At 60.4% G+C, this 14,351-nt stretch carries 13 protein-coding genes; 9 read left to right on the top strand and 4 right to left on the bottom strand.

From position 1 onward, the window contains the following. Nucleotides 1–4 precede the first annotated feature (4 nt). Nucleotides 5–1,453: an aldehyde dehydrogenase family protein gene (locus IPK79_04895; protein ID MBK8189768.1), complete on the top strand. Its 1,449-nt coding sequence runs from the start codon at nt 5–7 to the stop codon at nt 1,451–1,453. Here the strand turns inward: IPK79_04895 and IPK79_04890 are convergent. Both IPK79_04890 and IPK79_04885 read right to left on the bottom strand, forming a co-directional pair. Then, nucleotides 1,450–1,725 carry a zinc ribbon domain-containing protein gene (locus IPK79_04890; protein ID MBK8189767.1) on the bottom strand — a complete coding sequence of 92 codons (276 nt, stop codon included), beginning with the start codon at nt 1,723–1,725 and terminating at the stop codon, nt 1,450–1,452. The genes IPK79_04895 and IPK79_04890 overlap by 4 nt on opposite strands. Nucleotides 1,726–1,728: 3 nt before the next feature. Beyond that, complete coding sequence (locus IPK79_04885; protein MBK8189766.1) at nt 1,729–2,541, bottom strand: glycosyltransferase; 813 nt, start codon at nt 2,539–2,541, stop codon at nt 1,729–1,731. A 168-nt stretch (nt 2,542–2,709) separates the two neighbouring features. Here IPK79_04885 and IPK79_04880 point away from each other — a divergent pair, with 168 nt between their 5' ends. The 8 genes from IPK79_04880 to IPK79_04845 all read left to right on the top strand — a co-directional run bounded on the left by IPK79_04880 (nt 2,710) and on the right by IPK79_04845 (nt 12,513). Beyond that, nucleotides 2,710–3,468, top strand: coding sequence for a YebC/PmpR family DNA-binding transcriptional regulator (locus IPK79_04880; GenBank protein MBK8189765.1), 759 nt, complete (start codon nt 2,710–2,712; stop codon nt 3,466–3,468). Further along, nucleotides 3,458–5,014, top strand: coding sequence for an anthranilate synthase component I family protein (locus IPK79_04875; GenBank protein ID MBK8189764.1), 1,557 nt, complete (start codon nt 3,458–3,460; stop codon nt 5,012–5,014). The genes IPK79_04880 and IPK79_04875 overlap by 11 nt, the downstream gene beginning before the upstream one ends. Further along, nucleotides 5,011–5,553, top strand: coding sequence for a bifunctional pyr operon transcriptional regulator/uracil phosphoribosyltransferase PyrR (pyrR, locus tag IPK79_04870; protein ID MBK8189763.1), 543 nt, complete (start codon nt 5,011–5,013; stop codon nt 5,551–5,553). Before IPK79_04875 ends, pyrR begins: the two co-directional genes overlap by 4 nt. A 128-nt stretch (nt 5,554–5,681) precedes the next feature. Then, nucleotides 5,682–5,990, top strand: coding sequence for a hypothetical protein (locus IPK79_04865; GenBank protein ID MBK8189762.1), 309 nt, complete (start codon nt 5,682–5,684; stop codon nt 5,988–5,990). Between the two features lie 148 nt (nt 5,991–6,138). Then, nucleotides 6,139–7,278: a UDP-N-acetylglucosamine 2-epimerase (non-hydrolyzing) gene (gene wecB / locus IPK79_04860; GenBank protein ID MBK8189761.1), complete on the top strand. Its 1,140-nt coding sequence runs from the start codon at nt 6,139–6,141 to the stop codon at nt 7,276–7,278. Between the two features lie 16 nt (nt 7,279–7,294). Continuing rightward, nucleotides 7,295–8,500, top strand: a complete 1,206-nt coding sequence (locus tag IPK79_04855; GenBank protein MBK8189760.1) for a methionine gamma-lyase family protein — start codon at nt 7,295–7,297, stop codon at nt 8,498–8,500. A gap of 177 nt (nt 8,501–8,677) precedes the next feature. Then, nucleotides 8,678–10,786: a hypothetical protein gene (locus IPK79_04850; GenBank protein MBK8189759.1), complete on the top strand. Its 2,109-nt coding sequence runs from the start codon at nt 8,678–8,680 to the stop codon at nt 10,784–10,786. 128 nt (nt 10,787–10,914) lie between these two features. Then, the gene (locus IPK79_04845; protein ID MBK8189758.1) at nt 10,915–12,513 is read left to right on the top strand and encodes a ShlB/FhaC/HecB family hemolysin secretion/activation protein; all 1,599 of its coding nucleotides are present in this window, start codon (nt 10,915–10,917) and stop codon (nt 12,511–12,513) included. A gap of 61 nt (nt 12,514–12,574) precedes the next feature. On the opposite strand, the gene IPK79_04840 is transcribed toward IPK79_04845, so the two are convergent. Continuing rightward, entirely contained in the window at nt 12,575–13,519 is a 945-nt protein-coding gene (locus tag IPK79_04840) for a tetratricopeptide repeat protein (GenBank protein MBK8189757.1), read from the bottom strand. A gap of 143 nt (nt 13,520–13,662) precedes the next feature. Further along, nucleotides 13,663–14,241, bottom strand: coding sequence for an LPS export ABC transporter periplasmic protein LptC (gene lptC / locus IPK79_04835; protein MBK8189756.1), 579 nt, complete (start codon nt 14,239–14,241; stop codon nt 13,663–13,665). Nucleotides 14,242–14,351 lie beyond the last annotated feature (110 nt).

Here is a 14,351-nt window from a genome sequence, read left to right as displayed (position 1 = left end):
GTTTATGTCAACCCTGCTTCAACCCGCAGCCGTTCAGCCGCTCTGGATTGGCGGCGCGCCTGTGGCGGCTGCTGACGCTGAACTTCAGGTGTTTAATCCGGCGGATCCGGCGCGCGAAGTGGGACGCTGTTACCAGCTGGGTCGCGACGGCGTCGCTTACGCGCTGAAAGCCGCCGAAGAAGGGTTCCAGCGCTTTCGACGATCCTCGCCCGCCGAACGCTGCGCCATTCTGGCCCGTCTGGCCGATGGCATCGACGCGCACGCAGAAGGGCTAGCCAAGCTGATTACGCGAGAAGCGGGCAAGCCCATCGCTCTTTCTCGAGCCGAAACCGCCCGCGCCAGCGCCCTGTGTCGGGCCTACGCCTATGAGCCCGCCATCGCCGAAGATAGGTTTTTCCGCCTGGAAGGACGCGAAGCCTGGGTGCGCCGGGCCCCGATTGGCCCGGTTCTAGCCATTACCCCGTTTAATTTTCCGCTGAATCTGGTCATGCATAAACTGGCCCCGGCCATAGCCGCCGGCAATTCAATCGTCATCAAGCCCGCCTCCACCACGCCGCTGACGGCGCTGGCGCTGGCGAAACTGGCGGTTGAAGCGGGCTATGAAGCCATTAGCGTCACGCCATGCGCGCCCGCCGTGGCGGAGCATCTGCTGGCAAGCGACGTTTTTCGCAAATTCTCGTTTACCGGCAGCGCCGACGTAGGCCAACGGCTCAAGGCCCTCTGCGGGATGAAAGACGTTACGCTGGAGCTGGGTGGCAGCGCCGCCTGTCTCATTGAGGATTACGACAGCGAGCAGACCCATGAGATTGCCCGCCGCGTGGCGCAAGGGGCGTTCTGGTACGCCGGGCAAATCTGCATTTCCGTTCAGCGGATTCTCATTCACAAGCGCCACGCCGAAGAGATGACAGCCGCGCTGATTGAAGCGGCGCGCGCCATGCGCGTAGGCGACCCGATGGATCCGCAAACCGACGTGGGTCCCCTGATCACGCCGGAAGATTTCTTCCGCACCCGACGGCTGATTAAATCCGCGCTGGAGCAAGGCGCCAATGCCCTGTACGGAGGCAATTCCTATAACACTTACACCATGAATCCGTGCCTGCTCAACCGCGTCGCGCCCGACGCCGCGATTAATCAGCAAGAGGCCTTCGCCCCGCTGGCCACGGTCATGACCTACGAACGCTTTGAAGAGGGCCTTTCCATCGCCAATCAGTCTCCCTACGGGCTTCAGGCGGGGGTGTACACCAACGACGCCCGAAAAGCGCGCGCCGCCTTTGACGCATTGGATGTCGGCGGGGTGCTGATCAACGATATTCCAACCTTCCGGCTCGATTACCTGCCTTACGGCGGCGTCAAGAATTCCGGCATCGGCCGCGAAGGCGTGTTGTGCGGCCTGGACTCCATGACCACGCTGAAAACGCTCATCAGCTTTCCGCCGTCGGCAGACGTCCGCTAGAAGCCCAACTCCGCAGGCGAGCGATTCCAGGCGCAGGGGAAATCGCTCCCGGCGCTTGGACAATGACCGCATCCACCGGCGCCGTGGGCATGCGCGTCTGGCATCGGCGGATCAGAAGAGGCGCTTGCGCCCATCAAGCCCACTGCGCTGGCAATACGCCGTCGCCCCAGAGCCCCGCATTCGGGACAAACGATGCGCGGACGCTCGTTCATGCCATGGCGCGCCTCAAACGGATGGTCGCACGCCTCGCAGCGATAGTCGTAAGTCGGCATGGCTTAAGCGGCTCCTGAGGACGATGCGGCAGACGAGCCGCTGACCAGTTCGCGCGCCCGCAGACGCGCCCAGATAACTTCCAGAGCCTCTCCCAGCGCAAACGTCAGACCACTGACGCCGTCCAGGAAGCCGCCGCGCCAGATAAAGCGCTGCCGCAGCGTTTTTTCGAATTCCCGCAAGAGCGCCCATGCGCCCGGCTTGCCCAGTCGCCGCAATTCCCCGGACTCGACCCGGAATCCCGCCTGACGCTCGGCGCGGCGACGCGCGCGGGCCACCCACAAGGCGACCGTGGGCGCAGGCTCGCAGACAATGGCGCCGTCCAGAGACGCCAGATGGCCATCCGCCTCAAAGCCGCCGGAGCCATCGTGATCGTCGCTGTCTTCGATATAACGCGCAGCCTCGCGGCGAAACAGACGGCATTCGCGCCGCAGCGGCGCGCCATGGCGCAGACGCCGCCCCTGCCAGAGGGTGTGAATCGGAATGCGCGCGCCCTGCTCAACGCTGGCGGAAATCAGCAGGCCGTCAATCTTGTGGGCAAGCATCTCGTCGACCCATTCGTCAGGCGAGAGCGACAACACCCACGGGTGACGCGCCTGAGAGACCGCAAAACGGCGCAGGACGCACAGATCCTCGCAGGGGTGATAGAAAACCCGATCGGTATACTCGCGCGCAATGGCCAGCGTGTCGTCCTGGCTGCCCGCATCGACGATGACAATTTCATCCGCCCAGCGCAACGAGGCCAGCGCTCGCGCGAGAGTAGCGCCATCATCGCGCGTGACCAGCGCGGCGGTAATTTTCTGGGAGCGATGGGACATAACGTCAGGGCGGCTCTCGTCTGGGGGGCGCGTCTGCGCGGCAGGCGCTATTGGTATTATATATCAGGCTGGAAAATAGACGGACTTTCTGGCAAGATAAGGGCGGCGGCGCGCCTTCTCGCAGGTGGCGCGGCGCGAGAGTCCGCTTTAGACAAGACGCCTTTTTTTATGTCCGGACACTCCAAGTGGTCTCAAATCAAACGCCAGAAGGCGGTCAAAGACGCTAAAAAAGGGGCCGCCTACGCCACCAGCGCGCGCGATATCATGGTCGCCGTCAAGCTGGGAGGCCCGGATCCGGCGGGGAATTTTCGGCTGCGCACCGCCATTGATCGCGCCAAAGCCGCCGGATTGCCGAATGACAATATTCAGCGCGCCATCGAAAAAGGCAGCGGCGGCGGCGAATCCGACGCAATGGAAGCGATCGCCTATGAAGGCTATGGCCCCGGCGGAACGGCGCTTTATATCGAAGCGCTGACCGACAACCGGCATCGCACGGCGGGCGATATTCGAAGCTATTTCAATAAATACGCCGGCAATCTGGGGGCCGACGGCTGCGTCGCCTGGATTTTCGAGGAAAAAGGATTAATCCGCATCCTCAAGACCGCCATCGAGGAAGACAGCGCTTTCGAAAAAGCCATTGAGGCCGGCGCCTGCGATTTTGACGCCAGCGCTGACGACGCGTGCTATGAAGTCACCACTGCCCCTGACGCGCTCAATGCCGTGTGCCTGGCCCTGTCGCAAGCGGGCGTGGCCATCGCGTCAGCCGAAACCACCCGCGCGCCGCAAACGTCCGTAGTGGTGCAGGATCCCCTGCACGCCAAACAACTGCTCAAACTGCTCGACGCCATCGAGTCGCACGACGACGTGCAAACGGTGTACGCCAATTGCGAAATCGACGAGGCGCTCCTGGAATCGCTTGGGCGCTGAGGCGCCGTCGGCTTTTATCGCAGCGCTGTCAGAAGAAGCGTTTGCGCAGCGCATTCGCCGGTTTTTTCAGACGCTGGGCGCTTTGCGCGATGTGGCCCTGTTGCTGGAAGGCATGCCGCGCTGGCCGTACGCCGTCGCCGCGCGCGATGACGTCAATCGCTGGACCCTGATAGGCTTGGGAGCCCGTCAGCGCGTGCAGATTCAGGGCCAGACGCTGAGCATCCGCGACGCCGCTTCAAACAGCTTCGAGGAAGCGCTCTCCTGCGCGCCTGAAGCCTGCGATCGGTTGTTTCAGCGCTTGCGCGAAGTGGGGGCGTCGTGTCGCCAGTTTTCGGATGTAAACGCTGATCTCCCCTTTTCTGGCGGCCTGATGGGCTGGATCGGCTACGAGTTCGGCCAGTATTGCGACCCGGCGCTCGCCGATGCGCTGAATCGCCCTCAAAAGCCAACGCCGCCGGCGCGCGACTGGCCCGATTTGTGGCTAGTCGAATGCGAGGACTGGCTGGTGATCGATCGCCGCGCGCGCGCGCTGACGATTCTCAGCGAGCGCGCCTCTGCGATACAGGCCTATCGCAGCCAATGGCGCGCGGCCATGGCGGCAGAGGTCGTTGAAGAGCCGCCCCCACAGACGTTTTGCGAAGCCGACGCGGCCTTTCGCGATAGTTTTGAGGCGTCGCTGTCGCCTGCGCAGTTTCAGGCAGGCGTGGCGCGCCTGCAACGCGCCATCGCCGAAGGCGATATTTATCAGGCGAATCTCAGCATCCGGTTTTCGCGCACGCTCTCGCTCGATCCGCGCTTACTCTACGAAACGCTTTGCCAGCGCAACCCATCGCCGTTTTCGGGTTGGGCGCAATGGCCGGGGCATTGGCTGCTGAGCAATTCGCCCGAACGGCTGGCAAGCGTGGCCGCCGCCGGGGCCGCTCACATGCGCCCCATTGCCGGCACGCGCGGGCGCGGGGCGTCGGCGCAAGAAGACGCGGCAATCGCCGAACAGCTGCGCGCCGACCCCAAAGAACGCGCCGAACACCTGATGCTGGTAGATCTGGCGCGCAATGATCTGGGACGGGCCTGCCGCGCGGGCTCGGTCAGCGTCAACGAACTGCTGACTATTGAACGCTATTCGCACGTGACGCATCTGGTCAGCGCCGTCAGCGGCCAGATAAAGCCAGGCGCCGACGCCTGGGACGTGCTGCGGGCGACGTTTCCCGGCGGCACGATTACCGGCTGTCCTAAAATTCGCTGCGTGGAGCTGCTCGCCGACGTGGAGCCGGTCGCGCGCGGCCCTTATACCGGCGGTCTCGGGTATTGGGATGCGGCCTCGGGACGCATGGATCTGAATATTCTGATTCGCACGGTGACGCTGCGTTCTGAGGGCGACGGTTTACGGTATAATGCCGCCTTCTCGGTCGGCGCCGGCATCGTGGCGGATTCGGTCGCCGAGCGCGAGTACCGCGAATGTATGCGCAAGGCCGCCGCGCTCTGGGGCGCGCTGTTTACCTGTCAGCGCCCGACGTCGACGCCGCCACAGGAGGCTCCGCCGCGATGATTCTATTCGATGAAAGCGATATCGCCCGCACGCTGGCCCGTCTGGCGCACGAGATTCTGGAAAGCAATCACGGCGGCGACCATCTGGCCTTGATGGGCATCGTGACGCGCGGGCGCTATCTGGCCGAACGCCTCGCCGCACAAATCGGGGCCATTGAAGGAAAAGCCATTCCCTGCGGGTATCTCGATATTACGCTATACCGCGATGACGTTGGGCGTCAGTTCCGTCCGGTCGGCGAAAGCGAGGCCCCCTGCGATCTCAGCGGCATGCGCGTCATTTTAGTCGATGACGTGCTACATAGCGGGCGAACCGTCCGCGCGGCGCTCGACGCCCTCAGCGCTTATGGACGGCCCGCCTCGGTACAATTGGCCGTATTGCTCGATCGCGGCGAGCGCCAGTTGCCCATCGCCCCGGATTTTGTCGGCAAAGTTGCGCCTGCGGCCCAAGGCGAGCGCGTCGTGGTACGACTGCGCGAAACCGACGGATGCGAGCAGGTCAGCGTCGAACAACACGCCGCCAGCCGTTCAGTCGGGGCCTAAGACTCAGGGCGCGCCACCAGGAAGCGCCCCGCTCCCCACAGACGGCGCTGTGTTATACTATTCGCCATTCCCCCTTTGATGTGACTGTTTATTGTCTGTGACGTTATGTAGTAGGAGATAGACTCCTCATGAACAATCGCGTTCTGAAATCCGGCGCGCTGGCTGTCAGCCTGCTGGCGATGATTGCGACCACCACGGGCGCCGCCATCGCAGAAAATTCCGATCCGCCGCATTCCGGCAAAATCACCGGTCGCTCGGTCGCGGCTGGCGTCTTGTCTTTCCTGATCTGGCCCGGCATCGGTCAGGCCGTCAACAGCGATCGCGGCAGAAAAGTGGGCACGCACGCCGTTGCTGGCCTGTTCCCGCCTTTCCGCTTCTGGTCGGGTTATGACGCCCTGGTCAACCGCAAAGGCGGTTACTGGGAAGGCCGTCTATAAATCCATTGGCCCATTGGCCCGAAAGAGGGGACTTGTTTCCCCTCTTTCGGATTTTTGGGGGAATCCCCGACATCGATTTCACGGTGTCTTTTAGTCTCGCTGTTGATTTTCGCTTGAGTAGAAACGGACAGGTGTCGTGTCTGGCAAAATGAACGTCATGGTCGTCTTCGGCACGCGTCCCGAAGCGATTAAGATGGCCCCCGTGGTCCAAGCGTTGCGCCAACGCAGCGACGCGTTTGAAACCTGCGTCTGCGTCACCGCCCAACACCGGCAGATGCTCGATCAGGCGCTTTCTCTGTTTGACATCGAGCCCGATGTCGATTTAAACGTCATGCGACCGCATCAGGATCTGTTTCAGATCACCACAGCCGTCCTCAATGGCCTCAAGCCGGTTCTCGAAGAACGGCGCCCCGATATTGCGCTGGTCCATGGCGATACCTCTACCACCATGGCGGCAAGTCTTGCCTGTTACTATCTCAAGATTCCGGTAGGCCACGTCGAAGCGGGCCTGCGCACGTTTGATCGCTATTATCCGTTCCCCGAAGAAATGAATCGCGTGGTGACCGACAGCGTGGCGACCCTGTATTTTGCGCCCACCGGCGGGGCGCGCGACAATTTGCTGCGCTCCGGGGCTTCGCCGTCTCACGTGTTTGTAACCGGTAATACGGTGATAGACGCGCTGTTTTATACGTTGTCGCGCAGCGCGGATCGCTTGCCGCTGACGCTGGACCCCGCCAAGCGGCTGATTCTGGCGACCATGCATCGCCGCGAGAATTTTGGCGAGCCTATGCGCGAGATCTGCCGCGCCATTCGCGATCTGGTCGATGGCTTCTCAGACGTGGAAGCCGTCATTCCCGTGCATCCCAATCCCGCCGTGCGCGAGATGGTCACACAGATGCTGTGTGATGAGCCGCGCATCCATTTAATTGAGCCGCAGGAATACGAACCGTTCTGCGCGCTGATGAACCGCGCCTCGCTGATTTTAACTGATTCCGGCGGCGTGCAGGAAGAAGCCCCGTCGCTCAAGAAACCGGTGCTGGTTCTGCGCGACGAAACCGAACGCCCTGAAGCCGTGCAAATGGGCGTCGTCAAACTGGTCGGCCCGCATTATGCGCGCATTATGGAAGAAAGCGTTCGTCTTTTATCCGATCCCGCAGCCTATGACGCCATGGCGCGCGCCGTTAGTCCGTATGGCGACGGCAAAGCAGCGCAGCGCATCGCCAGTATCCTGACGCATTATCACGCCGGGACGCTCGCCGAGCTGGGCGACGCCGAAATGACAACCTAGGGGCGCTCGAAGACAGATGCGGGATATTGCGGCCCTGATCGCGCAAGCTGAACAGGAACTGAGCCAAAGCGTCTGGCCCCGGTTTGACACAACTTATTACGTCGCGTTTGAGCGCGTCTTGAACGCCTTTACCCAGCAGCGCATTGGCGAAGAGCATTTCGCCAGCGTCACCGGCTACGGCCACGATGATTTGGGCCGCGCGGCGCTGGATGCCGTCTTTGCGCACGCCCTGCAGGCCCCGGCGGCGATAGCGCGCTTTCAGTTCGTCTCCGGCACGCATGCGCTCTGCGCCGCGCTCAACGGCTGTCTTCAGGCGGGCGATGCGATGGTCTCGCTCACCGGCGCGCCCTACGACACGCTGGAAGAAGTCATTGGTCTTCGCGGCGACAGTCCGCTGTCGTTACGACGGCGCGGCGTCGCGTATCATCAGTTCGACGGGCTCGATACCGCCGCCGACGACGCGCTGAAAACGGCGAAAATGGCGTATCTTCAACGCTCTCGCGGCTACAGCCTGCGCCGCACGCTGACCATCGACGATCTCGACGCCCTCTGCCGGCAGATTCGCGCCATACGCGCCGATATTATAATTATGGTCGACAACTGCTACGGCGAATTCACCGAAACGCGCGAGCCCACCGCCGTCGGCGCTGATTTGATGGCCGGGTCGCTGATTAAAAACCCCGGCGGCGGGCTGGTTCCCACCGGCGGCTACATTGCGGGGCGCCGCGATCTCGTCGGGCAGTGCGCCGACGCTCTAACCGCGCCCGGTATCGGCAGCGCGGGCGGCTATTCGTTTGATCTGACGCGCCTGGCGTTTCAAGGACTATTTCTGGCGCCGGGCGTGGTGCGAGAGGCCCTTAAAAGTATGACGCTTGCCGCCTGGCTGTTCGAGCAGGCCGGCTATGACGTGGCGCCGCGATTTGACGAGCCGCGCGGCGATATTATTCAGACCCTGACGCTGGGAGACCCCCAGCGTCTGGAAACCTTCTGCGGGCTGTTACAGGCGGCCAGCCCGGTGAGTTCAGCCGTTAAGCCCATTGCCTCAGAGGTTCCCGGTTATGGTGATCCGGTCATTATGGCCGGAGGCACGTTTATTCAGGGCGCGACGCTGGAACTATCGGCAGATGGGCCCCTTCGGCCTCCTTATGCCGCGTTTCTACAAGGCGGGCTCACGTATGCCCATGCGCGCGTCGCCTTGGCGCGCATGTTGCAAGCTCTGTAAGCGCCCGCGCCGTTTTGACGGGAACCTGCCATCTTTTTTCGCTTCTGATACAATGACCCTACCCGCGCATAAAGATTTTATGAGCCCTGATAAAGAACCTGTAAAGACGGCTGCAGGACGGCCTGCCGCCTGCGATTTCCCGCCCCATGTCCCCCCAGTCCAGAGGAGACGCCCCGCGTGCCGAGCCTGTTCGCGAATCGCTTCATCCCGTCGATAAAAGCTCCCCTAGCCCTGCTGGCGCTGAGCCTGTGTCTGACGCATGGTCTTTCGGCCCGCGCCGCCGACGACGCCCCGCCCGCCTGGTCGGCGCTGCCCGAGTCCGTCGGTCTTCAGGAGCTGGAAGGGCAAGCCGCGCCCGGCGCGGTGATTCCCTCTGCCGATCCGGAAAAGCCCGCCGCCGCCCCTGCGATCATGGGCTCTGAAGCCGCACCGCTGGAAGCCAAGGCCGTGGTGGTCGATATTGTCAGCGACACGCTGAACTACGACACGGCCAAAAATATTTACACGGCCACCGGCGCCGTCCATGTCATCGTCTCCGAGCAGAACTCCGAACTCATTGCCGATAAGGTCGTCTACGACCCCGCCCAGGAATTGATGATCGCTGAAGGGCATGTAGTCATTAACAACAAAGGGTCGCAGACCTTCGGGGCCTACGCCAAGATTGATCTCACCCGAAAATCCGCCCTGATCACCAGCCCCATTACGCGGCTTGAAGAAGTGCGCATCAAGGCCGAGCAAGCCTTTGTGGGCGATAAGGTCGTCGAACTGAAAAACGGCGTGATGATCATCCCGGCCAAAAATGCGCCCAATCCGACGATTCAAGCCAACGCGCGAAAAGCCATGCCCGACGATCTCGCCGCCGGTAACGACGATCTGTCGCAACTGGACATGGGCCATCCCCTTCTTAAATCTGGCAATTCCCAGAACGAGCCGTCGCCCGAGCAACTGGAGCGCGAGCTCGCCGCCGCCAATCAGCCCAAGCGCTTTGCCGATCGCTTTTACGTCAAAGCGCGCAGCATCGAAGTCACCCAAAACGAAACCGGCTACAACGATATTAATATCGTGGACCCGCGCCTGAAGTTTGGATCCGTGACGCTGGCCCGCTTACCGCAAATGGATTTCTCGCAGGATGAAAGCACCGGCGATGTCGAATATCTGGGCCCGGATATCGGCGTGGATCCCGATTATGGCGGTTTCTACTTCGGTCCCGGCTGGGATTTTCGCCTGGGCAAGGGCATTGTTAAATTCTCGCCCGTCCTGAGCTATGGCGTCGGCTCGCGGCGCAAGCGCGGCGGCCAGGACATTGAAAACGTCAGCGGTCCCGGCGTTGGCGGCATCCTGCACTATATGTCGCACACCACGCAACTCAACATGGGCTACAACGCCAAGGTCGGATCGCCGGTGATTTTCGGCGAGCGCAAATTATTCGACGGCAAAACCCGCTTAATGGTCGGCGCCAACGAAGACTATAATCAGGGCTTCCTCGGCTGGGAGCGGCCCAAATATATCGCGCAGATCACCGATTCGCGCAAACTGTACGAAAAGCACAACGTGCGCCTGACCACCTTCGGCAGTCTGGGCGTGGCGCACGATGAGTTCTTCCCCACCAATCAGGAAGATTTCTTCGTCACCCCCAAAGACCCCGAATCCGAACCGGTTACCGCCGGCCGCATGCAGTTGCAGGCCAGCATCAGCAACGTTCTGCCCATGCTGACCATCGGCAACGAAAAGAAGCATCTGGATTTCGGTCTGGGCGGACAAGTCGCGCTGGCGGGTTATACCACCGGCGACTTTATCGGCGTGTTTCGCGCAGGCCCCAGCGCGCGCCTGACGCTGGGCGATCGCTTTACGTCCTACAACCGGTATTTCTACGCCGCCACGGCGGGAGAAACGCCTTTCGTGTTTGATACGTACTATCGTGGACGCAATAACATCCAGTCGACCAACCAGTTTCGGGTCAATAAATTTCTCACGCTGGGCCTGCGCAGCAATATGAGCCTGAACCGCGACAATTCGCAAAATGCGCTGTTTACCGGCAACTCGGTCTTTATGCTGGTCGGCCCCGACGATCTCAAGCTGAATCTGGCCTACGATTTTGTGCGCCAGCGCTCGTTTTTCGGCATTAACATGTTGCCGGGCCGCAGCACCAAGACGGTTCGCTACGATTCGATGAAAATCTACCAGCCCGAAGACTTCGGCGAAGCCCCTACGGCGACCCCTGTCTCTCAAAACACGCTGGGCGGCGTCGAAGACGTGGGCATGATGAACGGCGGACGCGCGCGCTAAGGCGCATTCTCATTTGAATGCACGATCTCGCGCGACTCTTTGCGCATTATTCTGGAACTAATTTAAGAAGCGGTCCATACTGGACGCATCTTAAATAGACGCTGCCCAACCGTAGAGAGTTCTTGCTGATGTTTCACCCCCGTCGCGCTGTGTATGCGGCCTCGTGCCTGCTCGCTTTCTCATTTGTCATGGCTCCGATGGCCATAGCTGGCAATCGCAACGCCAGCCAACTCAACGCGCAGAACAACCCGCTTCTTATGTCGCCCATACCGCCTGCGATTGAGCTTGGCGTCAAACCCGCCAAGCCTTTTGAAGGGCGCGTGCTCGAAGTCGTGGATTTGGACAGGACAAGCGAGTCCCAAAAGCCTGCCACGGTCTCGGTCGACAACGTGACGCTTTCCGGCAACGGATGGAACCGGCAATGGGCGATCAAGCGCGCCATTCATCCCCTGCTAAAAAAACTGGATCGCGACAACGGCGCTATCGCCCCGGCTGAACTGGAAACCCGCCTGAAAGACGCCACCCAGTTTACGCCCTTCAAACTGCAAGGCCGTGTGGTGAAAGAAGAAGCGACGGGTGAATCCACCCTGCATCTGGACGTCTACGAGCGCCAGCCGTGGCAACTCACCCTGTTTTCCGACAATGCGGGCCGTCCCGGCACGGATTTATATCGCGCTGGCGCGCAAATCACCAATAATAACCTGCTGGGGCTGGGCGATCAGCTGTCGATAACCTATAGCGGCGTCACGCGCTCACAATACGCCACAGCGGAATACGCCCTGCCGCCGCTGAATCGCCGTGGCGGCGAACTGCGCTTTCGCTATCTGTACCACAACAGCGACATTGACACCGATTATCTCGCGCTGCGCCAGGATCCCAATACCAACGGCACAAGCCATATCGTCAAAGCCATTTTTACCCAGCCGCTGGATAAACAGCGCCATTTTTCGCTGTATACCCATCTGACGTATGCGCACCTGAATTTTGAGCGCAACGGCTATTTAACTTATGGCGAGGACTTCGGCCACCTGATTACCGGTTTTAAGGCCAGCGTCCCCGACCGGTTGGGAAAAACCGATATGGACGTTTTTTACCTGCGCGGGATTGCCAGCGACGTTCATTTACGTAATTACTGGCTGATTAACGGCAGCCTGTCACGGATGACGCAATTACCGTTTCAGCACAAGCTGTTCCTGAAATCCCGCTTTCAATACGCCAACCATTATCAGGCCACCGGTCTGGAACTGCCCCTGGGCGGATTCACCTACGGGCGCGGCTATACTGAAGGGCTGGTGAATTCGGATCGCGGCTACGCCATCACCATCGAAGATCAATTCCCCATTCCGCTGCTCAATAAAGTCTGCCCCTGGGTGGACAAGCGTCTGCGCGCGGTCGCCTTTGTGGACGCGGGACAGGGCTGGCTGGATAAAACCAACAAGCGCTTTGTAGCCGGTCAATCCAATGACAGTAACCGCACGCTGGTTCTGTCCTCAGGCTTAGGGCTGCGCGCGCGACTGACGCGCTTTATGCAGGCCTATATGGATTTCGGCTTTGTACTGGGCTCCAAACCGGATCATCTGGAGTTCGGCTCAGCGCCGCGCGTGCGGATTCACTTCGGCGTGCGCTCGGATCTGCTGGCCAGTCATTGGGACAAGCGCGAGAACCGTCCGTTTACGGCGTATCACCGCCATAAACCCCATCACGCATCCTCCTCAATAACGCGCTAAGGCTTCATATATCAAAGCAAACGGTCGCCACAAGCGGGCGTCTGACATGGAATCGCCGAATTTAGCGATTTTCCAGCAGCTTCTTTTCCAGAAGCGCAATATGTTCGCGCACCTCATGCGCTTCATCGGCATGATGCGAATGCGCTAAATAGAGCTTAAACGTCTCAATGGCGTTCTGGAATTGTTCCAGCTTTTCGTAGGCGTAGCCTAAATTATTATAGGCTGTGGCGTAATCTTCATCGAGTTCAATGGCTTTTTGATATTGTTCGATGGCTTTATCCGGCTCATTTTTACAGTAATACCCCAAGCCCAGTTGATTATACGCCTTGGCGTAATGCGGATCCACGGCGAGGGTTTTCTGGCAATACTGCACGCTATTATCCCAATCGCCCATTTTGGCAAGCGAGATCGCCATCTCATAGTTGCCTTCCAGATTATTCGGGTCAGCGGCGAGAACTTTTTCAAAGGCTTTGATAGCTTCGTCGGAGCGCTTGCGGCGGTCAAGAAGTTTGCCCAGAAACAGCCAGGCGTTAATATTACTGGGGTCTTGGTCAACGGCTTGTTGATAGAGCGCAATGGCGCCGTCGAGATCGCCTTCGGCTTCGCAGATCAGCGCCAGACAATAGGCGGTATCGGGATCGTCGGCCTCCACCGCCTGCGCTTTTTCCAGATAGGCGCGCGCCTCGACGAGATCGCCTTCGCTATAGCACAGGCGGCCCAAATTATAGAGCGTATGGAGATCGTCCGGCTCAATGGAGAGGCTTTTTTCAAACATGGCGCGCGCGCCGGCCAAATCGTCCTCGCGCTCAGCGATAAGCCCTTGCGTGTAATAGGCGTTGGCGTAATCGGGGTCCAGCTCCAGGGCTTTTTCGAGATCGCGCCGCGCGGCGATCAAATCTCCGCCCTGATAGCGATCCACGGCGCGATTATAATACCAGGCGGCATTGCGGTTGCGCAGACTAAAATAATAGTAGGCCCCGCCGCCCAGCAGACACACGGCTATCAATGCGCCAATAACAATCGCCGTATAAATGAGTTCGCCCTTTCAAAGCTAAAAAAGCGACCGGTTCAACATGACCGCAAGAAAGGCCCAACCCGCCCTTCCCTTCTATTTAAGCATAGAATCGGCCCCTCAGCAGCCGTCGCCGCTCAGATTTCCACTGCCGAGCGGACGTCTCCCTGAAGGGTCATCCGCGAAAAATCGAGCGAAAAGTGGCACCGCTGCGCCGTGGACGTCGTTCCGCCCGCCATTGTCACCCGCACGCGGCCCTGGGCTTCAACGGCGCCATCGGACGCAGGCCAGGTCAGGGTATCGGAAATCAGCGTATTATCGGCCTGATCGATCGACTTGACCTGCACGCCGCCCGTCAATCGCACGCGTTTGCCTGCATTGAGCGTTTCGCCAGCCGGCGACTGAAAGCGCGCAACGGGTTTGCCTTGCGCATCGTAAAACGTGCCGCTGACGCCTTGCAGCTTGGCGCCGCTGCGGTCTTTAAAATAGCGAGCGCGCTGCACCAGCAGATCCCATTTTTTACGATCCGCCTCGGTAATGGTAAACGTCACGTTCTCGCCAATGATTTCGCTCTGAGAGGCCGCCGTTGTTTTCTGGATCGACTGATTCGCCTGCTTCACCTGAACGCGCGCCACCCACAGCGAGGCCGCCCCGCCGGCGACAATCAGCGCCAGCAAGCCATATATCCAGAGTTTGGGACGAGACAGAGCCAGCATGGGCGCCCCTCTTTTTGAGCATCGTTTGAAGGCCCTCTCAGTATATCCCGAGGACGTCTGACGCGAAAGAGGCGCGCGGATCGGCGGTATTTCTCTTGTCTTTTGGCTCG

The sequence above is a fragment of the Vampirovibrionales bacterium genome (assembly GCA_016712355.1).
Lineage (GTDB): Bacteria > Cyanobacteriota > Vampirovibrionia > Vampirovibrionales > Vampirovibrionaceae > JADJRF01.
The sequence above is the reverse complement of the archived record's forward strand: the minus strand, read 5'-3'. Positions and strand labels throughout refer to the sequence as shown.

Excerpts from the sequence above, each read along its gene's own strand:
- IPK79_04880 (MBK8189765.1), top strand. The coding sequence starts at position 2,710 with ATGTCCGGACACTCCAAGTGGTCTCAAATCAAACGCCAGAAGGCGGTC.
- wecB (MBK8189761.1), top strand. The coding sequence starts at position 6,139 with ATGAACGTCATGGTCGTCTTCGGCACGCGTCCCGAAGCGATTAAGATG.
- IPK79_04865 (MBK8189762.1), top strand. The coding sequence starts at position 5,682 with ATGAACAATCGCGTTCTGAAATCCGGCGCGCTGGCTGTCAGCCTGCTG.
- IPK79_04845 (MBK8189758.1), top strand. The coding sequence starts at position 10,915 with ATGTTTCACCCCCGTCGCGCTGTGTATGCGGCCTCGTGCCTGCTCGCT.
- IPK79_04890 (MBK8189767.1), bottom strand. The coding sequence starts at position 1,725 with ATGCCGACTTACGACTATCGCTGCGAGGCGTGCGACCATCCGTTTGAG.
- IPK79_04895 (MBK8189768.1), top strand. The coding sequence starts at position 5 with ATGTCAACCCTGCTTCAACCCGCAGCCGTTCAGCCGCTCTGGATTGGC.
- pyrR (MBK8189763.1), top strand. The coding sequence starts at position 5,011 with ATGATTCTATTCGATGAAAGCGATATCGCCCGCACGCTGGCCCGTCTG.
- IPK79_04855 (MBK8189760.1), top strand. The coding sequence starts at position 7,295 with ATGCGGGATATTGCGGCCCTGATCGCGCAAGCTGAACAGGAACTGAGC.
- lptC (MBK8189756.1), bottom strand. The coding sequence starts at position 14,241 with ATGCTGGCTCTGTCTCGTCCCAAACTCTGGATATATGGCTTGCTGGCG.
- IPK79_04885 (MBK8189766.1), bottom strand. The coding sequence starts at position 2,541 with ATGTCCCATCGCTCCCAGAAAATTACCGCCGCGCTGGTCACGCGCGAT.